The organism is Pseudomonas halotolerans (genome assembly GCF_039581215.1).
Taxonomy (GTDB): Bacteria; Pseudomonadota; Gammaproteobacteria; order Pseudomonadales; family Pseudomonadaceae; genus Aquipseudomonas; species Aquipseudomonas tehranensis.
The window spans coordinates 132,816-153,684 of record NZ_JBCNTJ010000007.1 but is presented as its reverse complement, the minus strand read 5'-3'; the positions used below and the strand labels follow the sequence as shown (position 1 = coordinate 153,684).

Below are 20,869 nucleotides of genomic sequence, written 5' to 3'. Positions count from 1 at the left end.
GCGCCGGGAAGCGGCCGTATGCTAAACAGGGAATCAACAGCGAGGCCATGGGACCGCTGTCATCAGAATAAGGATTTAGCATGAAACGCACCCTCATCGCCTTCCTGTCATTGGTCGTCACCGCCATCATCGTCGCGGGGGGCTACCTCTACAGCAAGCAGCCCACCCGCCAGGGCACGGTGCAGCTGCAGGGGTTGCAGGGCTCGGTGACCGTGCGCTATGACGAACGCGGCGTGCCGCATATTCGCGCCGAAAACGAAACCGACCTGTACCGCGCCCTGGGTTATGTCCATGCCCAGGACCGGCTGTTTCAAATGGAGATCATGCGCCGCCTCGCCCGTGGCGAACTGGCCGAGGTGCTGGGGCCAAAGCTGCTCGACACCGACAAGCTGATGCGCAGCCTGCGCATCCGCGAGCGCGCCGCGACCTATGTGACCGAACAAGACCCTCAATCGCCGGCCTGGATCGCGATGCAGGCGTACCTGGATGGCATCAACCGCTACCAGGAAACCCACGCCAGGCCGGTGGAATTCGATGTGCTGGGCATCCCCAAGCGTCCTTTCACAGCAGAGGACACCGTGAGCATTACCGGCTACATGGCCTACAGTTTTGCGGCGGCGTTTCGCACCGAGCCGCTTTTGACCTATGTGCGCGACCAACTGGGCAGCGACTACTTGGATATCTTCGACCTCGACTGGCAGCCCAAGGGCGTGCTGGCCGCAGGTCACCAGAGCGGCCTGCCCCTGGCCGCCGCCGACTGGAAAGACCTCAACGCCCTGGCCCGCCTGAGTGAACAGGCCCTGGCTGAAAACGGCTTGCCGCAGTTCGAAGGCAGCAATGCCTGGGCGGTCTCCGGCAGCCGCACTCACAGTGGCAAGCCGCTGCTGGCAGGCGACCCGCACATTCGCTTTTCCGCGCCATCGGTGTGGTACGAAGCGCATCTGTCCGCGCCGGGTTTCGAGCTCTACGGTCACTACCAGGCATTGATGCCGTTTGCGACGCTGGGCATGAACAAGGATTTTGGCTGGAGCATCACCATGTTCCAGAACGACGACCTGGACCTGATCGCCGAGAAGGTCAACCCGGAGAATCCCGAACAGGTCTGGTATCGCGACCAATGGGTGGACATGACCCGCAGCGAACAACAGATCGCGGTCAAGGGCCAGGCGCCGGTGACGCTGGTGCTGCGCCAGTCGCCCCATGGTCCGATCGTCAACGATGCTCTCGGCGCAAACGCGGGCAAGACACCGATCGCCATGTGGTGGGGTTTTCTGGAAAGTCGCAATCCGATCCTCGACGCCTTTTACCAGCTCAATCGCGCCGATACCCTGGCCAAGGCCCGCGGCGCCTCGGCCAAGATCCACGCGCCGGGCCTGAACGTCGTGTGGGCCAACGCCAAGGGCGATATCGGCTGGTGGGCCGCCGCGCAGTTGCCCAAGCGGCCGGCCGGCGTGAAACCCGGGTTCATCCTCGATGGCAGCAGCCCGGAAGCGGAAAAGGAAGGCTTCTACCCGTTCAGCAGCAACCCCCAGGAAGAGAACCCGGCCCGAGGCTACATCGTGTCGGCCAATTTCCAGCCGGTCTCGGCCAGCGGCATGGAAATTCCGGGTTATTACAACCTTGCCGACCGCGGCCAGAAACTCAACCTCCAGCTCGGCGACAAGCAGGCCAAGTGGGACATCGACACCACCCGCAAACTGCAACTGGGCACCACCACCGCCTACGGCCCGCGCTTGCTCGCGCCTTTGCTGGCGGTGCTGCGTAACGAGGTCAGCGACCCCCAGGAACGCAAATGGGTGGAGCAACTGGCCCAATGGCAGGGCGACTATCCGCTGGACTCCATCAGCGCCACGCTGTTCAACCAGTTCCTGTTCAATCTGGCCGACGCCGCCCTGCACGATGAGTTGGGCGACGGGCTCTTCGAAACCGCGCTGTCGACCCGAGTGATCGACGCCGCGCTGCCGCGCCTGGCAGCATCAGAGAATTCGCCCTGGTGGGACGATCGCACAACCCCGGGCAAGGAGACCCGTGCCGACACGGTGATGAGCGCCTGGAGCAAGAGCCTGGCGCACTTGAAGGCCACCCTGGGCGAGGATGCCAGCCAATGGCAATGGGGCAAGGCGCATACCCTGACCCATGGCCATCCGCTGGGCCTGCAAAAGCCACTGGACCGAATATTCAACGTCGGCCCCTTTGCCGCACCCGGCACCCATGAAGTGCCCAACAACCTCTCGGCCAAAATCGGCCCGGCGCCGTGGCCGGTGACCTATGGCCCTTCCACCCGACGCATCATCGACTTCGCCGATCCGGCCCACAGCGTCACCATCAACCCCGTCGGCCAAAGCGGCGTGCCGTTCGACAAGCATTACGAGGATCAGGCCGAGGCTTACATCGAAGGGCTGTACTACCAGGCGCATCTGGCCGAAATAGAAGTGACGGCCAATACCCGCAGCACCTTGAAGCTGCTGCCGGTCGGGGTCGAGCCCTGAGCCCAATGGCGGGCAGCGCTTTTCATCAATTAACAGGCTTGGGCGTTATTTATGGTCAAGACTGGAAGGGTTTAACAAACCACCCTCTTTATGGAGTCAACCCGATGTTCATCAACTGGTCCGAACTGCTGCCCACCATCAAAAGTGCCTTCGGCGCCCTGGGCAAAAGCAATCCGAAAATGGTCAAGGCCTACATGGCCCTGGATGAAGCTGCGGCCGATAACAACGTGCTGGATGCCAAGACCCGGGAGCTGATCTCCATCGCCGTGGCGATCACGACCCGGTGTGACGGTTGCATCGGCGTGCATACCGATGCGGCCATCAAGGCCGGCGCCACCCGCGAAGAGATCGCCGCCACCCTGGCCACCGCGGTTTCGCTGAATGCCGGCGCGGCGTATATCTACTCCCTGCGGGCGCTGGAAGCGCATGATGCGTTGAAAAAATAAGGGCAGCGGTGCCTATACCATCGCGCCGAAATTCAGCCTGAACTGTTGCGGTGTCACGCCCAACCTGCGATTGAATACGCTGCGCATGTGCTGGGCATCACGAAAACCGCATTGATAAGCCACGGTCTTGAGCGGCGCACGGGTGCTTTCCAGCATGACCCGCGCCGCATCCACCCGGGCCTGTTCGACAAATTGTGCCGGCGTGACCTTCGCTTCCCGGGCAAACACTCGCGAGAAGTTGCGCTGGCTCATGTTCGCCGCAGTGGCCAGGTCGGCGATGGTCAGGTCACCGTTGAGATTCGCCAGGACATACGACTGAACCTTGGCCACCGCCGAGGCCGGTTCGGCGTGGGGGACGAGAAAGGGGCTGAACTGCGATTGGCCGCCCGAGCGCTGGGTAAAGACCACCAGGCGCTTGGCGACGTTCAGTGCCACGTCCGGGCCGTGGTCCTGCGCCAGCAAGAACAACGACAGGTCGATCCCCGCCGTGACCCCGGCCGAGGTGCAGAGCTTACCGTCCTGGATGTATAAACGATCCGCTTCGACCCGTGTCGAGGGACACATCTGCGTCAGCGCCGCGGCGTCGTTCCAGTGGGTGGTGACAATGCGTCCCTCGAGCAGTCCGGCCCGGGCGAGCAGGAACGCACCATTGCAGATCGAGCCAAAACGACGGGCCAGAGCGCAGGCATCGCGCAGCCAGGCGTCGAACGCTGCACCAAAACTCATCGACGGCAACTGTGGACCACCCGCGACCAATAGCAGGTCATAGGCCTGTAACGCTTGGCCGAAATGTCGGTGGGCATTGAGGGATAATCCATTGGAGCAGGACATCGCTCCATGCTCGACGCCGATCACTTCCAGCCCATAGCGATCCTTCGGAGCGAGGAAACGATTGGCTTCGCAGAACACATCCAGGGGGCCAGTGACATCCAGTGACTGGACGCCCGGGAACACCACGATGGCAACGGTTCTTTGCATGGACTTGCTCACCTTTGCAGACTGACCACCCGCACCCTAGCCAATCCACTGATCAGAAGCCAGTTGGCACGAAACCCAGGATCATTGGCCGGGATCGCAGCCATGGCGCGATTGTCCCGATGTCCGCCTGCGAACAGACTCAAACCTTCGGCGCCATCAAGGCGCAACGTCTGGAGCAGAACAGCATGAACAGCATCGCCGGCATCAGCATCCCCGACAGCGCCCTTGCTCGCGCTACCACCGAATACATCCGAGATATCGAGTCCGAACTGTTGTACCACCACTCGCGCCGGGTGTTTCTTTTCGGTGCCTTGAGCGGCGAACGACAGCAGTTGGCTTACGACCCGCAATTGCTCTACGTCGGCGCGATGTTCCATGACTTGGGACTGATGGATGGCCACCGCAGTGACGGCGAACGTTTCGAAGTGGATGGCGCAAATGCCGCCGCCGCTTTCCTCAAACCCTACGGGTTGAGTGATGACGACATTGAACAGGTGTGGCTCTCCATTGCCCTGCACACCACGCCAGGCATACCTAAGCACCTGCGCCCCACCGTCGCCCTGGTCACCGCCGGCGTGGAGATGGACGTCCTGGGCATGGACTACGCCGCTTTCCCCGCCTGGCAACGTGATGCTGTGGTGCACGCACATCCGCGGGGCGAAGGGTTCAAGGAATGCATCATCTGCGCATTCGCCGACGGGTTGCGTCATCGCCCGCAGACCACCTTCGGCAATGTCAAAACCGATGTGTTGGTAGATCAGGAGCCGGGCTTCAGGCCGGTGAATTTTGTCGAAATCATCCGTTCCTCACCCTGGAGTTCGTAATCCAACCACCCTTTCATCGACTGATACACGGCTTCGCGAGCAGGCTCGCTCCCACATTGGACTTGGGCCTGACCCCGGATTTGTGGGCAACAAAAAGACCTGTGGGAGCGGGCTTGCTCGCGAAGGCAGACTGACATTCAACATCTCCGTCGACTGTCACACCGCTTTCGCGAGCAAGCCCGCTCCCACAGTGACTCAGCGGCCGGTCAGACCGGCGCGGTCTCGGCCCGGCGCGGATCTGGCTGTTTCCAGGAGTCGGCGGCGCTTTCTTCGATGGCTTGCTGGATTGCCCGCTTGCGGTTTTCTTCGGCGCGGCGGCTGAAGTACCAGACCAGGAACGTCACCAGCGACACGGCCAACAGGATCAGGCTCGCCACGGCGTTGATTTCCGGCTTGACCCCCAGGCGTACCGCCGAGAACACTTCCATCGGCAAGGTGGTCGAGCCCGGACCGGAGACGAAACTCGCCAGCACCAGGTCGTCCAGCGACAAGGCGAACGACATCATGCCACCTGCCGCCAGCGATGGCGCGATCATCGGGATGGTGATCAGGAAGAACACCTTCCATGGCCGCGCCCCCAGGTCCATGGCCGCTTCCTCGATGGACAGGTCCAGCTCACGCAAGCGTGCCGAGACCACTACCGCCACATAGGCCGAGCAGAACGTGGTGTGGGCGATCCAGATCGTGACGACGCCACGCTCCTGGGGCCAGCCGATCATCTGCGCCATCGCCACGAACAGCAGCAACAGCGACAGACCGGTGATCACTTCCGGCATCACCAGCGGTGCGGTGACCAGGCCGCCGAACAGCGTGCGGCCCTTGAAATGGGTAATGCGCGTCAGCACGAAGGCCGCCAGTGTACCCAGGGCCACCGCGGCGATCGCCGTATAGCAGGCGATTTCCAGCGAACGCACTACCGAACCCATCAACTGGCTGTTGTCCAGCAGACCGACGTACCACTTGACCGACCAGCCGCCCCACACCGTCACCAGTTTCGAGGCGTTGAAAGAGTAAATCACCAGGATCAGCATCGGCGCATAGATGAACAGCAAACCCAGCACCAGCATCAGGCTTGAAAAACTGAAGCGCTTCATTCCTTGCCCTCCATTTCTTTGGCCTGACTGCGGTTGAACAGGATGATGGGCACAATCAGGATCGCCAGCATCACCACTGCCAGCGCGGACGCCACCGGCCAGTCACGGTTGTTGAAGAACTCCTGCCACAGCACTTTACCGATCATCAGGGTTTCCGGGCCGCCCAGCAGTTCCGGGATGACGAACTCGCCCACCACCGGGATGAACACCAGCATGCAGCCAGCGATGATGCCGTTCTTGGACAGCGGCACGGTGATTTTCCAGAAACTGTTGAAGGTGCTCGATCCCAGGTCGGACGCTGCTTCCAGCAGACTGGCATCGTGCTTCACCAGGTTGGCGTAGAGCGGCAGGATCATGAACGGCAGGTACGAGTAGACGATACCGATGTACACCGCCAGGTTGGTGTTGAGGATCTGCAGCGGTTCGCTGATCCAGCCCATGCTCATCAAAAACCCGTTGAGCAGACCGTTGTTGCTGAGGATGCCCATCCAGGCGTAGACGCGGATCAGGATCGCGGTCCAGGTCGGCATCATGATCAGCAGCAGAAGCACCGTTTGCAGGTCCGAGCGGGCCTTGGCGATGGCGTAGGCCATCGGGTAGCCGATCAGCAGGCACAAGACGGTGCTGATCAACGCGATCTTCAGCGAGCCGAGGTAGGCGGCGATGTACAGGTCATCTTCGCTGAGCAGCACATAGTTACTGAAATTGAGCAGTACCTGCAGCTTCTGGTCGATGTAGCTGTAGATCTCGGTGTACGGCGGAATGGCCACGTCGGCTTCGGCAAAACTGATCTTCAGGACGATGAAGAACGGCAACATGAAGAACAGGAACAGCCAGATGAAGGGCACCCCGATGACCAGCTGACGGCCACCGGGCGTTATTCGGTCGAGTCGGCGTTTGAATTTGCGCATGTTCATGAGCGAAGCACCACGCCGCTGTCGTCTTCCCACCAGACAAATACCTGGTCGCCCCAGGTCGGGCGCTGGCCACGGCGTTCGGCGTTCGCGACGAAAGACTGCACCAGCTTGCCGCTCGGCAACTCGACGTAGAACACCGAATGGCCACCCAGGTAGGCGATGTCATGGACCTTGCCGCTGGACCAGTTGTGCTCGCAATCCGGCTGCTCGGCAGTGACCAGCAACTTTTCCGGGCGGATGGCGTAGGTGACGGACTTGTCCTGCACCGAGGTACTGATGCCGTGGCCCACGTAGATGTGGCGGTCCAGGTCCTTGCAGGTCAGCACCGCGTGACCTTCGGCGTCTTCGACCACCTCGGTCTCGAAGATGTTGACGTTGCCGATGAACTCACAGACCAGCCGGCTGGTGGGGGTTTCGTAGATGTCGATCGGGCTGCCGATCTGGGCGATCCAGCCCAGGTGCATGATCGCGATGCGTTCGGCCATGGTCATGGCCTCTTCCTGGTCGTGGGTCACCATGACGCAGGTTACGCCAACCCGCTCAATGATCTCGACCAGCTCAAGCTGCATTTGCGAGCGCAGCTTCTTGTCCAAGGCACCCATCGGCTCGTCGAGCAGCAACAGCTTGGGCCGCTTGGCCAGGGAACGGGCCAGGGCCACACGCTGACGCTGGCCGCCAGAAAGCTGGTGCGGCTTGCGCTTGGCGTACTGGCTCATCTGCACCAGCTTGAGCATTTCGGCCACACGGGCGTCGATCTCGGCTTTCGGGATCTTGTCCTGTTGCAAGCCGAAGGCAATGTTCTGCGCCACGGTCATGTGAGGAAACAAGGCGTAGGACTGGAACATCATGTTGATCGGCCGCTCATAGGGCGGCATGTCGGTGATGTCTACTCCGTCGAGGAAAATGCGCCCCTCCGTGGGCCGTTCGAAACCCGCCAGCATGCGCAGCAAGGTGGATTTGCCCGATCCCGAACCGCCGAGCAGGGCGAAGATTTCGCCTTTCTTGATTTCCAGGGACACATCGTCCACGGCAATCGTCTCGTCGAACTTTTTCGTGACCCGGTCGATTTTGACCAACACCTGCTTGGGTGTCTGGTCGCCCTCGAGGGCTTTCTTATAGGCGCCGGAGGCAACTGCCATTTACGAAACTCCCACAAAATTTGCAGCTCGCCCTGCGCGGACGAGCCTTGGAATAGTTAAAGCGCTGAGGCTATTTGCCTGACTTGACCCTGGTCCAACTGCGGGTCATGACGCGCTGGATCTTGGGCGGCAGTTCGGAGTTGACATACAGCTTGTCGACGACCGCCTGCGGTGGGTAAACCGCTTCATCGGTGCGCACGTCCTGGTCCATCAGCTCGCCGGCCTTGGGGTTCGGGTTCGCATAGCCGACGTAATCACTGACCTTGGCGATCACCTCGGGCTTGAGCAAGTAATTGATGAAGGCGTGGGCTTCTTTGGCGTTGGAGGCGTCGCGCGGGATCGCCAGCATGTCGAACCAGAGGTTGGCGCCCTCTTTAGGGATCACATAAGCGATCTCGATGCCCTTTTTCGCTTCTTCAGCACGTTCGCGGGCCTGGAAGATGTCGCCGGAGAAACCGGCGGCCACGCAGATCTCGCCATTGGCCAGATCGGAGATGTATTTGGAGGAGTTGAAGTAGGTCACGTAAGGCCGAATCTTGAGCAACTGGGCCTCGGCCTTCTTGTAGTCCTCAGGGTTTTGGCTGTTGGGGTCAAGGCCCAGGTAATTGAGCATCGCCGGAATCATCTCGTCGCCCGAATCGAGGAACGAAACGCCACAGCTGGACAGCTTCTTGATGTTTTCCGGTTCGAACAGCATGGCCCACGAATCGATCTTGTCGACGCCCAGCGCCGCTTTGACCTTCTCGACGTTGTAGCCGATGCCGTTGGTGCCCCACAGATAAGGCACGGCGTACTGATTGCCCGGGTCATTCTTTTCCAGGCGCTTGAGCAGCACCGGGTCCAGGTTGGCATAGTTGCTCAACTGCGACTTGTCGAGTTTCTGGAACGCCCCGGCTTTGATCTGCTTGCCCAGAAAATGATTGGACGGCACAACCACGTCATAACCGGTACGACCGGCCAGCAATTTGCCTTCCAGGGTTTCGTTGGAGTCGAAGACGTCATACACCGGCTTGATCCCCGTGGCCTTTTCAAAGTCCGCCAGGGTGGTCTCGCCAATGTAGTCCGACCAGTTATAAATATGCACGGTGGAGGCAGCCTGGACGCTGACGGCAAGCGTCAATCCGGCACCGATCAGCATGGCATTGCGTAGCAAAGAAAAAACAGGCACGTGGAGGTCCTCTTAAATAGTTGGGCCCAAGTTGCCCCCGTTACCTGGCAGCGATGTGCCCTGCAACAAAACCGGCGCGCAACTTACCCTCGATAAACCGATCCAGCAAAACTTTTAGTCATTTAATTGTTCCCGTTGCCGCCGCCGCAGGGCCGGCGGCAACAGGAAGATGCTTCAGACCGGCTTATTTACCGGACTTGATCTTGGTCCAGCTGCGGGTGATCAAACGCAACGTGCCGGCATCCAGATCGCTGATTGCATACAGCTGCTTCTTCACTTCGTCAGACGGGTAGATGCTCGGATCGCTGGTGATGTCCTTGTCCACCAGTGGCGTGGCCGCCTTGTTGCCGTTCGGGAAACGCACGGCGTTGGTGATTTCAGCCATGATCTGCGGCTGCATCAGGAAGTTCATGAACTTGTAGGCGGATTCGACGTTCTCGGCGTCCTTCGGAATAGCGACCATGTCATAGAAAGTGCCGGCGCCTTCTTTGGGAATGACGTAGCTGAGCTTGACCTTGTCTCCTGCTTCCTTGGCGCGTTCCTTGGACTGCTCCAGGTCACCGGAGTAGCCCACGGCCACGCAGATGTTGCCGTTGGCCAGGTCCGAGATGTATTTGGAGGAGTGGAAATAGGCAACCGAAGGACGAATCTTCAGGAACAGGTCTTCAGCGGCCTTCAGGTCAGCCTTGTCCTTGCTGTCGGTCGGCTTGCCCAGGTAATGCAGTGCCGCCGGGATCATTTCGGTCGGCGCATCGAGGAAGCTCACGCCGCAGCTCTTGAGCTTGGCCATGTTTTCCGGTTTGAACACCACGTCCCACGAGTCGATCTTGTCGATACCCAGCGCGGCCTTGACCTTCTCCGGGTTGTAGCCAATACCGATGGAGCCCCACATGTAGGGGAAGGCGTATTTGTTGCCCTTGTCGCTGGCGTCGCCCACGGCCTTGAGCAAGTCCGTGTCCAGGTTCTTCCAGTTCGGCAGCTTGGACTTGTCCAGCTCCTGATAAACGCCAGCCTTGATCTGCTTGGCCAGGAAGTTGTTCGACGGCACCACGATGTCATAGCCGGACTTGCCCGCCAGCAACTTGGCTTCCAGGGTCTCGTTGCTGTCGAACACGTCGTAGACGACCTTGATCCCCGACTCTTTCTCGAACTTGGCGACCGTGTCCGGTGCAATGTAATCGGACCAGTTATAGACGTGCAGCACTTTGTCGTCCGCCTGAACAGCACTCGCCATCACGCCCGTCAGGGACATGGCGAGAAGGGTCTTGCCAGCCATCTTCATACCTAATGTCTTCATGCCTAATGCCTTCATGAAAAATGCTCCAGTTATTCTTCTTAGCCGTCGTTCAGTAGCCGGCTCGCGGGCAACTTGAACAGCCGGTAGTCTGGCAAGTTAAGGGCCAGGCTTTCAACAAAAGCCCTGCCTTTATTCACGCCGGGCGAGACCCGTACGGGCGCCTCGCTCAGAGCCTAGCACTTAGCCTTGCACCGCACTGAGCGTCAGGTCCAGGCAATGCCGCGCCTTGGTCACCAGCTCATCGATCTCGCCCTTGCTGATCACCAGCGGCGGCGCAATGATCATAGTGTCACCCACGGCACGCATGATCAGCCCGTTATCAAAACAGAACTGTCGGCAGATCATGCCCACACCCTTGCCTTCGTAACGTTTGCGCGTGGCCTTGTCCTGGACCAGTTCGATCGCCCCCAGCAAACCGACCCCGCGCACCTCACCCACCAACGGATGATCGTTCAGTTCCCGCAGGCGTTGTTGCAAATAGGGTGCCGTTTCGCCGTGAACGCGTTCGATGATCTTTTCGTCGCGCAGGATACGGATGTTTTCCAAGGCTACCGCAGCGGCGACCGGGTGACCGGAATAGGTAAAACCGTGGTTGAAGTCGCCGCCTTCGTTGAGCACCGCCACCACATCGTCGCGCACGATCAGGCCGCCCATGGGGATATAACCGGAAGTCAGGCCCTTGGCGATGGTCATCATGTGGGGTTTCAACCCGTAGTGATCGGTACCGAACCACTCACCGGTGCGACCGAAACCACAGATCACTTCATCAGCCACGAACAGAATGTCGTACTTGGCGAGGATTTCCTTCATGCGCGGCCAGTAGCTGTCCGGCGGCACGATCACTCCGCCCGCGCCCTGGATCGGCTCGGCGATGAAGGCACCGACATTGTCGACGCCGATTTCCAGGATCTTTTCTTCCAACTGGTTGGCGGCCCATACGCCGAACTCTTCCGGGCTCATGTCGCCGCCCTCGCCGAACCAGTAAGGTTGGGCGATGTGGACAATGCCGGGGATCGGCAGGTCGCCCTGCTCGTGCATGTACGTCATGCCGCCCAGGCTCGCGCCGGCCACGGTCGAACCGTGATAACCGTTCTTGCGGCTGATGATGACTTTTTTGTTCGGCTGGCCCTTGATCGCCCAGTAGTGGCGGACCATGCGCAGCATGGTGTCGTTGCCCTCGGAGCCGGAGCCGGTGAAGAACACGTGGTTCATGCCTTCAGGGGCGATGTCGGCGATGGCTTTGGACAACTCCAGTACCGGCGGGTGAGCGGTCTGGAAGAACAGGTTGTAGTACGGCAGCTCGCGCATTTGTTGGCTGGCGGCGTCGGCCAGTTCGTCACGGCCGTAGCCGACGGCCACGCACCAGAGGCCAGCCATGCCATCGAGGATCTTGTTGCCTTCACTGTCCCACAGGTAAACGCCCTTGGCGTGGGTGATGATGCGCGGGCCTTTCTCTTTGAGCTGCTTGAAGTCGCTGAATGGCGCCAGGTGGTGATCGTTGCTCAGGGCCTGCCATTTACGGGTTTGCGGATTGTTGCCGGTCATGCGAATTCTCCTTGTATATCGGTGGGGACGGAACTGCCCGAAGCAGCCCCGCCCGGCGCTTCAGACGGCAAAGAGCAGGAATTCCCGCTCCCACGAACTGATGACGCGCTTGAAGTTTTCATGCTCGGCCCGCTTGACCGCGACGTAGCCTGTGATGAATTTCTTGCCCAGGTATTTCTCGATGGTGGCGCTGTTTTCCATGCGCTCGAGGGCATCTTCGATGGTCAGTGGCAGGCGCAGGTTGCGACGTTCATACCCTCGTCCCACCACCGGCGCGCTCGGGTTGATGCCTTCGACCATGCCGATGTAACCGCACAACAGGCTGGCGGCGATGGCCAGGTACGGGTTGGCGTCGGCACCCGGCAAACGGTTTTCTACCCGACGGTTCTGCGGCCCGGCTTCCGGTACGCGCAGACCCACGGTGCGGTTCTCTTCACCCCATTCCACGTTCACCGGCGCCGACGTGTCCGGCAGGAAGCGGCGGAACGAGTTCACATTGGGGGCGAACAGCGGCAGCAGCTCGGGGATGAACTTCTGCAGCCCGCCGATGTGGTTCAGGAACAGCGTGCTCATGGTCCCGTCTTCATTGGAAAAGACGTTCTTGCCGGTTTCTTTGTCGATGATGCTCTGGTGCAGGTGCATCGCACTGCCGGGCTCGCCGGTCATGGGCTTGGCCATGAAGGTGGCGGCTACGTTGTGCTTGAGCGCCGCCTCGCGCATGGTGCGCTTGAACACCAGGATCTGGTCGGCCAGGGACAAGGCGTCGCCGTGACGGAAATTGATTTCCATCTGTGCCGTGCCGTCCTCATGGATCAGCGTATCGAGGTCCAGCTCCTGCAGTTCGCACCAGTCGTAGACGTCTTCGAACAGCGGATCGAATTCGTTGGCCGCTTCAATCGAAAATGACTGGCGGCCGGTTTCCGGGCGACCGGAGCGGCCAATGGGCGGCTGCAACGGGAAGTCCGGGTCGTCGCTGCGCTTGGTCAGGTAGAACTCCATTTCCGGCGCGACGATCGGTTGCCAGCCCTTGTCGGCATAGAGCTTGAGCACTTTCTTGAGCACGTTGCGCGGCGACAGTTCGATGGGATTGCCATGTTTGTCGTACGAGTCGTGGATAACCTGGGCTGTGGGCTCAATGGCCCAGGGCACAAGGAACACTGCGTTTTCGTCCGGACGGCACATCATGTCGATGTCGGCAGGGTCGAGCAGTTCGTAATAGATGTCGTCTTCGACATAGTCGCCCGTAACGGTCTGGAGCAGAACGCTCTCGGGCAGGCGCATGCCTTTTTCGGCAATGAACTTGTTGGTCGGCGAGATCTTGCCCCGGGTGATACCGGTCAGATCGCCAATCATGCATTCGACTTCTGTGATCTTATGGTCTTTCAACCAATCGGTGAGCTGGTCGAGGTTGTTACTCATAAATGCCTCTAGGCGTGAGTTTCCTGGCTGCTATTTAGTAGTCAGGCGTTGTTTGACGCATCGGCGTCGCGTTGTATTGCCCTTGCCCGGCAGGCATCGCCAAATGCCTGAAAAATCGCAAGGTAGTGCGGATGGGAGCTTACCCCCCATTCAGGGTGCCATTGCACACCTAAAGCAAAAGCCTTGCCTCCTGGCACCGAAACAGCCTCGATCAGGCCATCCGGCGCCACCGCTTCGGCCCGCAACCCAGGCGCCAGACGCTCGATACCCTGGCTGTGGATCGAATTGACCTGAATCACCTGCGGCAGTCCCAGGCCTGCCAGGATGCCACCGGGCAGGATATGCATGGCGTGAGCCGGGCCGTACTGGACATCCACCGCTTGAGTGTCGTCTTCACGATGATCGATGAAGGTTCCGACTTCATGAACCTTCTGATGCAGGCTGCCGCCAAAGGCAACGTTCATTTCCTGGAACCCCCGGCAAATACCCAGCACCGGAACGCCCGCATCGACAGCAGCGCGGATCATCGGCAGGGTGGTGGCATCGCGTGCAGGATCATGAGCAGTGCCCGGCGCACTGGCGGGGCCTTGATAATGAACAGGTTCTATATTGGAAGGAGAACCGGTAAAAAGAATACCGTCCAGGGCGTCCAGAATATCGGACGGCGGGAACAGATCCGCCAGGGACGGAATCAGCACTGGCAAGCCCTTGGCAGCTGTCGCGACAGCCCGGGAATATTTGTCGCCACTGATGTGATACGCATGCAGGCCAATCTGCCTGGAGCAGGTGGTGACGCCGATTAACGGCAGGCGAGACATGGAGCACCCCGGTATTATTGCTGTTATGGGTTTGAATCGAGCTTAGCCTTGTTCATTTTTTTACACAACACCCCCGTAAAAAATACAACACGGCCCGCTCAAACCTGCGGGCGCCACCGCCCCCCAAAGGGAAAAAACGCCCCAAATTGCCTCAAAAAAGCCCCGGAGGTGCTTTTTTAGAGCAAAAAAGGCCCAGCTTGACTTCGGCATGCCGTTCGGGTTGACTGGGTTTAGAAGAGATCAATGATTGATATTTTTAACAACAAAGGTGTTGCATCATGTCGGTACCCCCGCGTGCCGTTCAGCTTAACGAAGCGAACGCGTTCCTTAAGGAACATCCTGAGGTTCTGTACGTTGACCTTCTGATTGCGGATATGAATGGTGTGGTGCGCGGCAAGCGCATCGAACGCACCAGCCTCCACAAGGTTTACGAGAAAGGCATCAACCTGCCGGCCTCTTTATTTGCCCTGGATATCAATGGCTCCACGGTGGAAAGCACCGGCCTGGGCCTGGACATCGGCGACGCTGACCGGATCTGTTATCCAATCCCTGACACCCTATGCAACGAGCCCTGGCAGAAGCGCCCTACCGCGCAACTGTTAATGACCATGCACGAACTTGAAGGTGACCCTTTCTTCGCCGACCCTCGCGAAGTGCTACGCCAGGTCGTGACCAAGTTCGATGAACTGGGCCTGACCATCTGCGCGGCATTCGAGCTGGAGTTCTACCTGATCGATCAGGAGAACGTGAATGGACGCCCGCAACCGCCCCGCTCGCCGATCTCCGGCAAACGCCCGCACTCGACACAGGTCTACCTGATCGACGATCTCGACGAATACGTCGATTGCCTCCAGGACATTCTGGAAGGGGCCAAGGAGCAAGGCATTCCCGCCGACGCCATCGTCAAGGAAAGTGCCCCGGCGCAGTTCGAAGTGAACCTGCACCATGTGGCCGACCCGATCAAGGCCTGCGACTACGCGGTACTGCTCAAGCGCCTGATCAAGAACATCGCCTACGACCATGAAATGGACACCACCTTCATGGCCAAGCCGTATCCGGGCCAGGCGGGCAACGGCCTGCACGTTCACATTTCGATCCTGGATAAAGATGGCAAGAATATTTTTGCCAGCGAGGATCCCGAGCAGAACGCCGCACTGCGTCACGCGATCGGCGGTGTGCTCGAGACCCTACCGGCGCAGATGGCTTTCCTCTGCCCGAACGTGAACTCCTACCGTCGTTTCGGCGCACAATTCTACGTGCCGAACTCGCCGACCTGGGGCCTGGACAACCGCACCGTGGCCCTGCGTGTACCCACCGGCTCCGCCGATGCGGTGCGCCTGGAACACCGCGTGGCCGGCGCCGACGCCAACCCGTATCTGCTGATGGCCGCCGTACTGGCGGGCGTACACCATGGCCTGGTCAACAAGATCGAACCCGGTGCGCCGGTGGAAGGCAACAGCTACGAGCAGAACGAGCAAAGCCTGCCGAACAACTTGCGCGATGCCCTGCGCGAGCTGGACGACAGCGAAGTCATGGCCAAGTACATCGATCCGAAATACATCGATATCTTCGTGGCCTGCAAGGAAAGCGAGCTGGAGGAATTCGAACACTCCATCTCCGACCTTGAGTACAACTGGTACCTGCATACCGTGTAAATGGTTGCAGTAAAAATGACGCCGCGGCCCTTAAAGGCTGCGGCGTTTTTTTTGGCTGTTCACAACACCCATTGTGGCGAGGGAGCTTGCTCCCGCTGGGCTGCGCAGCAGCCCCAATAAAGCTAAATCGGTCAACCTGAAGCACCGCAGTGACTGACTTCGGGGCTGCTTCGCAGCCCAGCGGGAGCAAGCTCCCTCGCCACAGGAATTCCTTTCCCCACAAGCACAAGCTATGGACCCACCGCCCGCTCTGCGTACAATGCCCGGCAGCCCCGCAGGAGACACCGATGACGCGCACCGCCACCCCTCGCAAGCCTCGCGCACGCAGCCAGGCCCGGATCGACTCGATTCTCGATGCCGCCCGCACGCTGCTTGCTGCCGAAGGCGTGGCCAGCCTGTCGATCTACAGCGTCGCCGAGCGCGCCGGCATCCCGCCCTCCTCGGTGTATCACTTCTTCGCCAGCGTCCCGGCCCTGCTTCAAGGACTGACCGCCGACGTCCACGCCGCCTTTCGCGCCTGCCTGCAAGTGCCGATCGACCATGCGCGACTGAACCACTGGCACGATCTGTCGCGGCTGGTGGAGCAGCGCATGCTCTCCATCTACAGCCAGGACGCCGCCGCCCGCCAACTGATCCTGGCCCAGCATGGCCTGACCGAAGTCATTCAGGCCGACCGTCAGCACGATCTCGAACTCGGCGAATTGTTGCACAAGCTCTTCGCCCGACATTTCGAACTGCCGACACTGCCAAATGACGTTGATGTGTTCGCCCTGGCCATGGAGCTGGGCGACCGCGTCTACGCCCGCTCGGTGCAGCAACATGGCCAGATCACCCCGCGCATGGCCGAAGAAGGCATGCGCGTGTTCGATGCTTACCTGGGGTTGTATCTGCCGCCGTACCTGCCCAAACGTGAGCGCGTCTGACGCAACCTCATCATGCGGTGGGCGCCCTCGCGATAGCGTCGGATCCAGCAGCATTGATGGCTGATACACCGCTATCGCGAGCAAGCTCGCTCCCACAGGTTTTGCGTTTGCCTTAGCGATTGGGCTGCGGGGTGAGGCGCAGGTAGGGCTTCACCGCGCGATAGCCTTTAGGGAAACGCTGTTTGATTTCGTCTTCATCCTTGAGCGACGGCACGATCACGACTTCATCGCCGTCCTGCCAATTGGCCGGGGTGGCCACCTTGTAGTTGTCAGTCAGTTGCAACGAGTCGATCACCCGCAGGATCTCGTTGAAATTGCGCCCGGTGCTGGCCGGATAGGTGATGGTCAGGCGAATCTTCTTGTTCGGGTCAATCACGAACAGAGAACGCACGGTCAGGGTGTCGCTGGCGTTGGGGTGAATCAGGTCATACAGGTCCGAGACTTTGCGGTCAGCGTCAGCCAGGATCGGGAAATTGACGACCGCGTTCTGAGTTTCGTTGATGTCCTCGATCCATTTCTGGTGCGAGTCCACCGGGTCCACCGATAGTGCGATGGCCTTGACGCCGCGCTTGTCGAATTCACCCTTGAGGTTGGCGGTCAAGCCCAGCTCGGTGGTGCATACCGGGGTGAAGTCCGCCGGGTGGGAAAACAGCACACCCCAGCTATCGCCGAGCCATTGGTGGAAGCGGATCTTGCCCGCGCTGGAATCCTGTTCGAAGTCGGGGGCGATGTCGCCCAGTCTGAGACTCATGTGCAGCTCCTGATGGGGGTGCTTGGGGAGCCCAACTGTGCCTGCGTTTGACTCGGCTTAGAAAGACCGAATGTCGATTTGTTTATAACGTTTTCAAATATTAAAAAACTGTTCACTGGCGCCGGAGCACCATCGGAGCCAGGATGGCCGTGAGGTTCGAGAAGGCCTCGATTTGCTGAAAAGAGGAGAAGCTTCGAGAAAGGCTACAGGGGTGGGCCCGACTCGAAAATGCAAAAAGCCCCGTCCGGTGTGTTGCCGGGCGGGGCTTTTTTTATAGCTCTACGTCTTACATGAAGTTGTAAGTGTAGTTGAAGATCACGCGAGTCTGATCCTGATCATCGCCAACACCGCTGCTGCGGTAGGTACCGTGACGCACGGTGGTACCAAAGCCTTTCAACGCGCCCTGCTGGATGACGTAATCCACACGCATGTCGCGTTCCCACTCGGAGTAATCGCTTGCACCGCTGACGGTTTTGACGTCGTCACCACGCAGGTAGGAAACCGAGGCTTTCAGGCCCGGCACGCCCAAGGAAGCGAAGTCGTAGGAGTATTGGCCGAAGGTGGTGTTTTCACCAGCACGGACAAACCCGTTGATCATGCTGTCGGTGAACAGGTAGAAGCTCGCGCCGCCAGCACCTTCGTTACGACCGTTGCCATCAACTACGTTGGCCTGGTTCAGGTAGACAAATCCACCGTCATCGCCGACTTGCTGGTGACCCAACAGGAAGGCACTGCCGCCGAGGGTGTAAGTGAACATCGCGCTCCAGGTCTTGTTATCGACCTCGCCCGGGGTCTTGGCATAACCGCTGTTGTTGTTAAATTGATAGCCAGCGTCACCGTTACGGCCATCCGAGCTGCTATCGAAGTAACGCAGGTCGGTCTTGAAGGATTGACCTTCGCTGATCGGGAATACGTGTACGGCACCCAGGAAGTGCTGTTTGTAATAGTCCTGCAGGTTGGCGTAGTAGTACTGAAGGGTCAGGTCTTTGGTGACCTTCCAGTCAGCACCGGCAAAACGGAACTGGTTGCTCTCCTCGGTACCGCCAGCTATCGCCAGACCGGTACTGTTGCTCGATGCACGGCCCGTGGCGTGCTCCAGCTGACCGGCATTAATGGTGACGTTGTCGATTTCCTTGGAGGTGATGGTGCCACCTTCAAAGGTCTGTGGCAGCAGACGGCTGTCGTTGGCAACCAGAATCGGCAGGTTCGGTGCCAGAGCGCCGCCCACGTGAGCTTCGGTTTTAGAGAAAAGTGCCTTTACGTTACCGGACAAACGGCTCCACTCATGTACCGCCGAACCATCCGTATCACTTGGCATGTAGGAGCCGGCGTTACGACCCCTGCCGCCATCGAGACGAATACCAACCAGTGCCTGAGCGTCGATACCAAAACCGACAACACCCTGCGTGAAGCCAGACTTGTAGTCGAACTTGAGGCCCGTGCCCGTTTCGCGCAGGTCCTCACCGCCCTCACGGTTATCGTTATTGAAGTACAGCGTACGAGAATTGACAGACGCCTTGCTGTCCTCGATAAAACCGGCGGCGCCTGCCTGCTGCGCCAGAACCCCAACGGCCACGGCCAGGGCCAAGGTGGACTTGTTCATGCTTCGCTCCTCTCGTTTTCTAATTCTTGTGTGTCTTTGGTTTCCGGTCGAACGCCCGGAATCCGCGGATGCTTGATTAGCGCCAGTCTGTGACTGGCAAGTCAATCGTAACCATTTGTGATTACGACCAAGGTCTAACCCAGCGACACCGGCCGGCAGAATAATGGTTTGTTTATAAATCCAAAAAGAATTGTTTCATAATTTTTCAGCTCATTTGGAAATATCACCGCCATCAAAGCGTCATCCAACCGTGACATGGCATATCGGCCAGTCTGGGAATTACTGAATGTTTTATTGATAGCGCTTCTGCACTTTGGCGATCCAGGGAAACGCAGCAGGCTCCCAAGCCTTCCAACTGCAGCACTCATGGACAAAACAGCGTAGCTGCGATCTTGATAGATTCCAGCCTGACGGATCATTGTCTGGAATCAAGAAGGTCGCAGCTACGCGGTTCACTCCGATGGACGGCTCCCCAGGCAGGGCGCCTAGAGGGCTTTTTCGAAGATTTTCGAGTTGCGCTGATAGTTGTACAGCGATGCCCGCGCCGCTGGCAGACGCTCGACGCTGCTGGGCTCAAAGCCCCGCTCGCGGAACCAATGGGCCGTACGGGTGGTAAGAACGAACAGCGTCTTGAGCCCTTTGGCCCGTGCCCGGGTTTCGATCCGCTCCAGCAGCTCATCGCCACGTCCGCCGTGGCGGTACTCCGGGTTCACCGCCAGGCACGCCAGCTCCCCGGCATCTGAATCGGCGATCTGGTACAGCGCCGCGCAGGCGATGATCATGCCTTCGCGTTCGACCACGCTGAACTGCTCAATCTCACGCTCCAGCACTTCGCGGGAACGACGCACCAGAATCCCCTGTTCTTCCAGCGGGCTGATCAGGTCCAGCAATCCGCCAACATCTTCGATGGCCGCCTCACGGACGACTTCGAATTGCTCCTGGGCCACCAGCGTACCGCTACCATCGCGGGTAAACAGTTCGGCCAGCAACGCACCATCCTCGACGTAGCTGACAATATGACTGCGAGCCACACCGCCGCGGCAAGCCTGCGCCGCCGCATCCAGCAGTTCGGCCTGGTAGTCACCGCCCAGCCGTTGCATGTGGGCCGGGACCTGTTGCGGGCGCAACTCGCGCACCAAACGACCATCTTCGCCAATCAGCCCCTGCTCGGCACCGAACAGCAGCAGTTTGTCGGCTGCCAGGTCAATGGCCGCCCGGGTCGCGACGTCTTCGCAGGCGAGGTTGAAAATCTCCCCGGTCGGCGAATAGCCCAATGGTGACAGCAGGACGATGGAGCGCTCGTCCAGCAGGCGATTGATGCCCTTGCGATCGACCCGACGGACTTCGCCGGTGTGGTGATAATCCACGCCTTCCAGTACGCCGATGGGCCGTGCCGTCACCAGGTTGCCGCTGGCGACACGCAGGCGCGAACCCTGCATCGGCGAGGACGCCATGTCCATCGACAGGCGCGCTTCGATAGCGATGCGCAACTGGCCGACAGCGTCGATCACGCACTCCAGGGTTGCAGCGTCGGTGATGCGCATACCGTGGTGGTAATGGGGCGTCAGGCCCCGCGCGGCGAGGCGGGTTTCGATTTGCGGGCGCGAACCATGAACCAGCACCAGGCGTACACCCAGGCTGTGCAGCAACACCAGGTCATGGACGATGTTGCCGAAGTTCGGATGTTCCACACCATCGCCGGGCAGCATGACGATGAAGGTGCAATCGCGGTGGGCGTTGATGTAGGGCGAAGCGTGACGAAGCCAATTGACGTATTCGGGCATGAACCTGGGCCTGTAATAA

Annotated in this window: 17 protein-coding genes; 5 read left to right on the top strand and 12 right to left on the bottom strand. The window is 59.7% G+C overall.

The window, feature by feature from the left end; translation table 11 throughout:
• Window positions 1–80 precede the first annotated feature (80 nt).
• Complete coding sequence (locus tag AAIS01_RS12120; RefSeq protein WP_343469151.1) at window positions 81–2,489, top strand: penicillin acylase family protein; 2,409 nt, start codon at window positions 81–83, stop codon at window positions 2,487–2,489.
• Between the two features lie 104 nt (window positions 2,490–2,593).
• The gene (locus tag AAIS01_RS12115; RefSeq protein WP_047226049.1) at window positions 2,594–2,935 is read left to right on the top strand and encodes a carboxymuconolactone decarboxylase family protein; all 342 of its coding nucleotides are present in this window, start codon (window positions 2,594–2,596) and stop codon (window positions 2,933–2,935) included.
• 12 nt (window positions 2,936–2,947) lie between these two features.
• Here AAIS01_RS12115 and AAIS01_RS12110 read toward each other — a convergent pair whose 3' ends face one another.
• A complete protein-coding gene (locus tag AAIS01_RS12110; protein WP_343469150.1) occupies window positions 2,948–3,913 on the bottom strand; it encodes a GlxA family transcriptional regulator in 966 nt (321 codons plus the stop codon).
• A 185-nt stretch (window positions 3,914–4,098) separates the two neighbouring features.
• On the opposite strand from AAIS01_RS12110, the gene AAIS01_RS12105 reads away from it, so the two are divergent.
• A complete protein-coding gene (locus tag AAIS01_RS12105; RefSeq protein WP_343469249.1) occupies window positions 4,099–4,737 on the top strand; it encodes an HD domain-containing protein in 639 nt (212 codons plus the stop codon).
• A 206-nt stretch (window positions 4,738–4,943) separates the two neighbouring features.
• On the opposite strand, the gene AAIS01_RS12100 is transcribed toward AAIS01_RS12105, so the two are convergent.
• From AAIS01_RS12100 to AAIS01_RS12065, 8 genes are all read right to left on the bottom strand, one after another.
• Window positions 4,944–5,831: an ABC transporter permease subunit gene (locus AAIS01_RS12100; protein ID WP_343469149.1), complete on the bottom strand. Its 888-nt coding sequence runs from the start codon at window positions 5,829–5,831 to the stop codon at window positions 4,944–4,946.
• A complete protein-coding gene (locus AAIS01_RS12095) occupies window positions 5,828–6,748 on the bottom strand; it encodes an ABC transporter permease subunit (RefSeq protein ID WP_343469148.1) in 921 nt (306 codons plus the stop codon). Before AAIS01_RS12095 ends, AAIS01_RS12100 begins: the two co-directional genes overlap by 4 nt.
• Window positions 6,745–7,887: an ABC transporter ATP-binding protein gene (locus AAIS01_RS12090; RefSeq protein ID WP_343469147.1), complete on the bottom strand. Its 1,143-nt coding sequence runs from the start codon at window positions 7,885–7,887 to the stop codon at window positions 6,745–6,747. Before AAIS01_RS12090 ends, AAIS01_RS12095 begins: the two co-directional genes overlap by 4 nt.
• A 70-nt stretch (window positions 7,888–7,957) precedes the next feature.
• A complete protein-coding gene (locus tag AAIS01_RS12085) occupies window positions 7,958–9,025 on the bottom strand; it encodes a polyamine ABC transporter substrate-binding protein (RefSeq protein ID WP_431191922.1) in 1,068 nt (355 codons plus the stop codon).
• Between the two features lie 214 nt (window positions 9,026–9,239).
• Window positions 9,240–10,352, bottom strand: a complete 1,113-nt coding sequence (locus AAIS01_RS12080; protein WP_343469145.1) for a polyamine ABC transporter substrate-binding protein — start codon at window positions 10,350–10,352, stop codon at window positions 9,240–9,242.
• Window positions 10,353–10,532: 180 nt separating this feature from the next.
• Window positions 10,533–11,897 (bottom strand): aspartate aminotransferase family protein, encoded by a 1,365-nt coding sequence (locus AAIS01_RS12075; RefSeq protein WP_343469144.1) that lies wholly within the window; start codon window positions 11,895–11,897, stop codon window positions 10,533–10,535.
• Between the two features lie 60 nt (window positions 11,898–11,957).
• Window positions 11,958–13,316 (bottom strand): glutamine synthetase family protein, encoded by a 1,359-nt coding sequence (locus tag AAIS01_RS12070; RefSeq protein ID WP_343469143.1) that lies wholly within the window; start codon window positions 13,314–13,316, stop codon window positions 11,958–11,960.
• A gap of 41 nt (window positions 13,317–13,357) precedes the next feature.
• A complete protein-coding gene (locus AAIS01_RS12065; protein ID WP_343469142.1) occupies window positions 13,358–14,134 on the bottom strand; it encodes a gamma-glutamyl-gamma-aminobutyrate hydrolase family protein in 777 nt (258 codons plus the stop codon).
• Window positions 14,135–14,412: 278 nt separating this feature from the next.
• On the opposite strand from AAIS01_RS12065, the gene AAIS01_RS12060 reads away from it, so the two are divergent.
• The gene (locus tag AAIS01_RS12060; RefSeq protein WP_047226058.1) at window positions 14,413–15,789 is read left to right on the top strand and encodes a glutamine synthetase family protein; all 1,377 of its coding nucleotides are present in this window, start codon (window positions 14,413–14,415) and stop codon (window positions 15,787–15,789) included.
• A gap of 287 nt (window positions 15,790–16,076) precedes the next feature.
• Window positions 16,077–16,712, top strand: a complete 636-nt coding sequence (locus AAIS01_RS12055; protein WP_343469141.1) for a TetR/AcrR family transcriptional regulator — start codon at window positions 16,077–16,079, stop codon at window positions 16,710–16,712.
• Between the two features lie 112 nt (window positions 16,713–16,824).
• On the opposite strand, the gene AAIS01_RS12050 is transcribed toward AAIS01_RS12055, so the two are convergent.
• From AAIS01_RS12050 to argA, 3 genes are all read right to left on the bottom strand, one after another.
• A complete protein-coding gene (locus AAIS01_RS12050; protein WP_092452750.1) occupies window positions 16,825–17,463 on the bottom strand; it encodes a peroxiredoxin in 639 nt (212 codons plus the stop codon).
• 286 nt (window positions 17,464–17,749) lie between these two features.
• Window positions 17,750–19,066 (bottom strand): OprD family porin, encoded by a 1,317-nt coding sequence (locus AAIS01_RS12045; RefSeq protein ID WP_343469140.1) that lies wholly within the window; start codon window positions 19,064–19,066, stop codon window positions 17,750–17,752.
• Between the two features lie 485 nt (window positions 19,067–19,551).
• On the bottom strand, window positions 19,552–20,850 hold the full coding sequence (gene argA, locus AAIS01_RS12040; protein WP_214913834.1) for an amino-acid N-acetyltransferase: 1,299 nt from the start codon (window positions 20,848–20,850) through the stop codon (window positions 19,552–19,554).
• Between the last annotated feature and the right edge of the window lie 19 nt (window positions 20,851–20,869).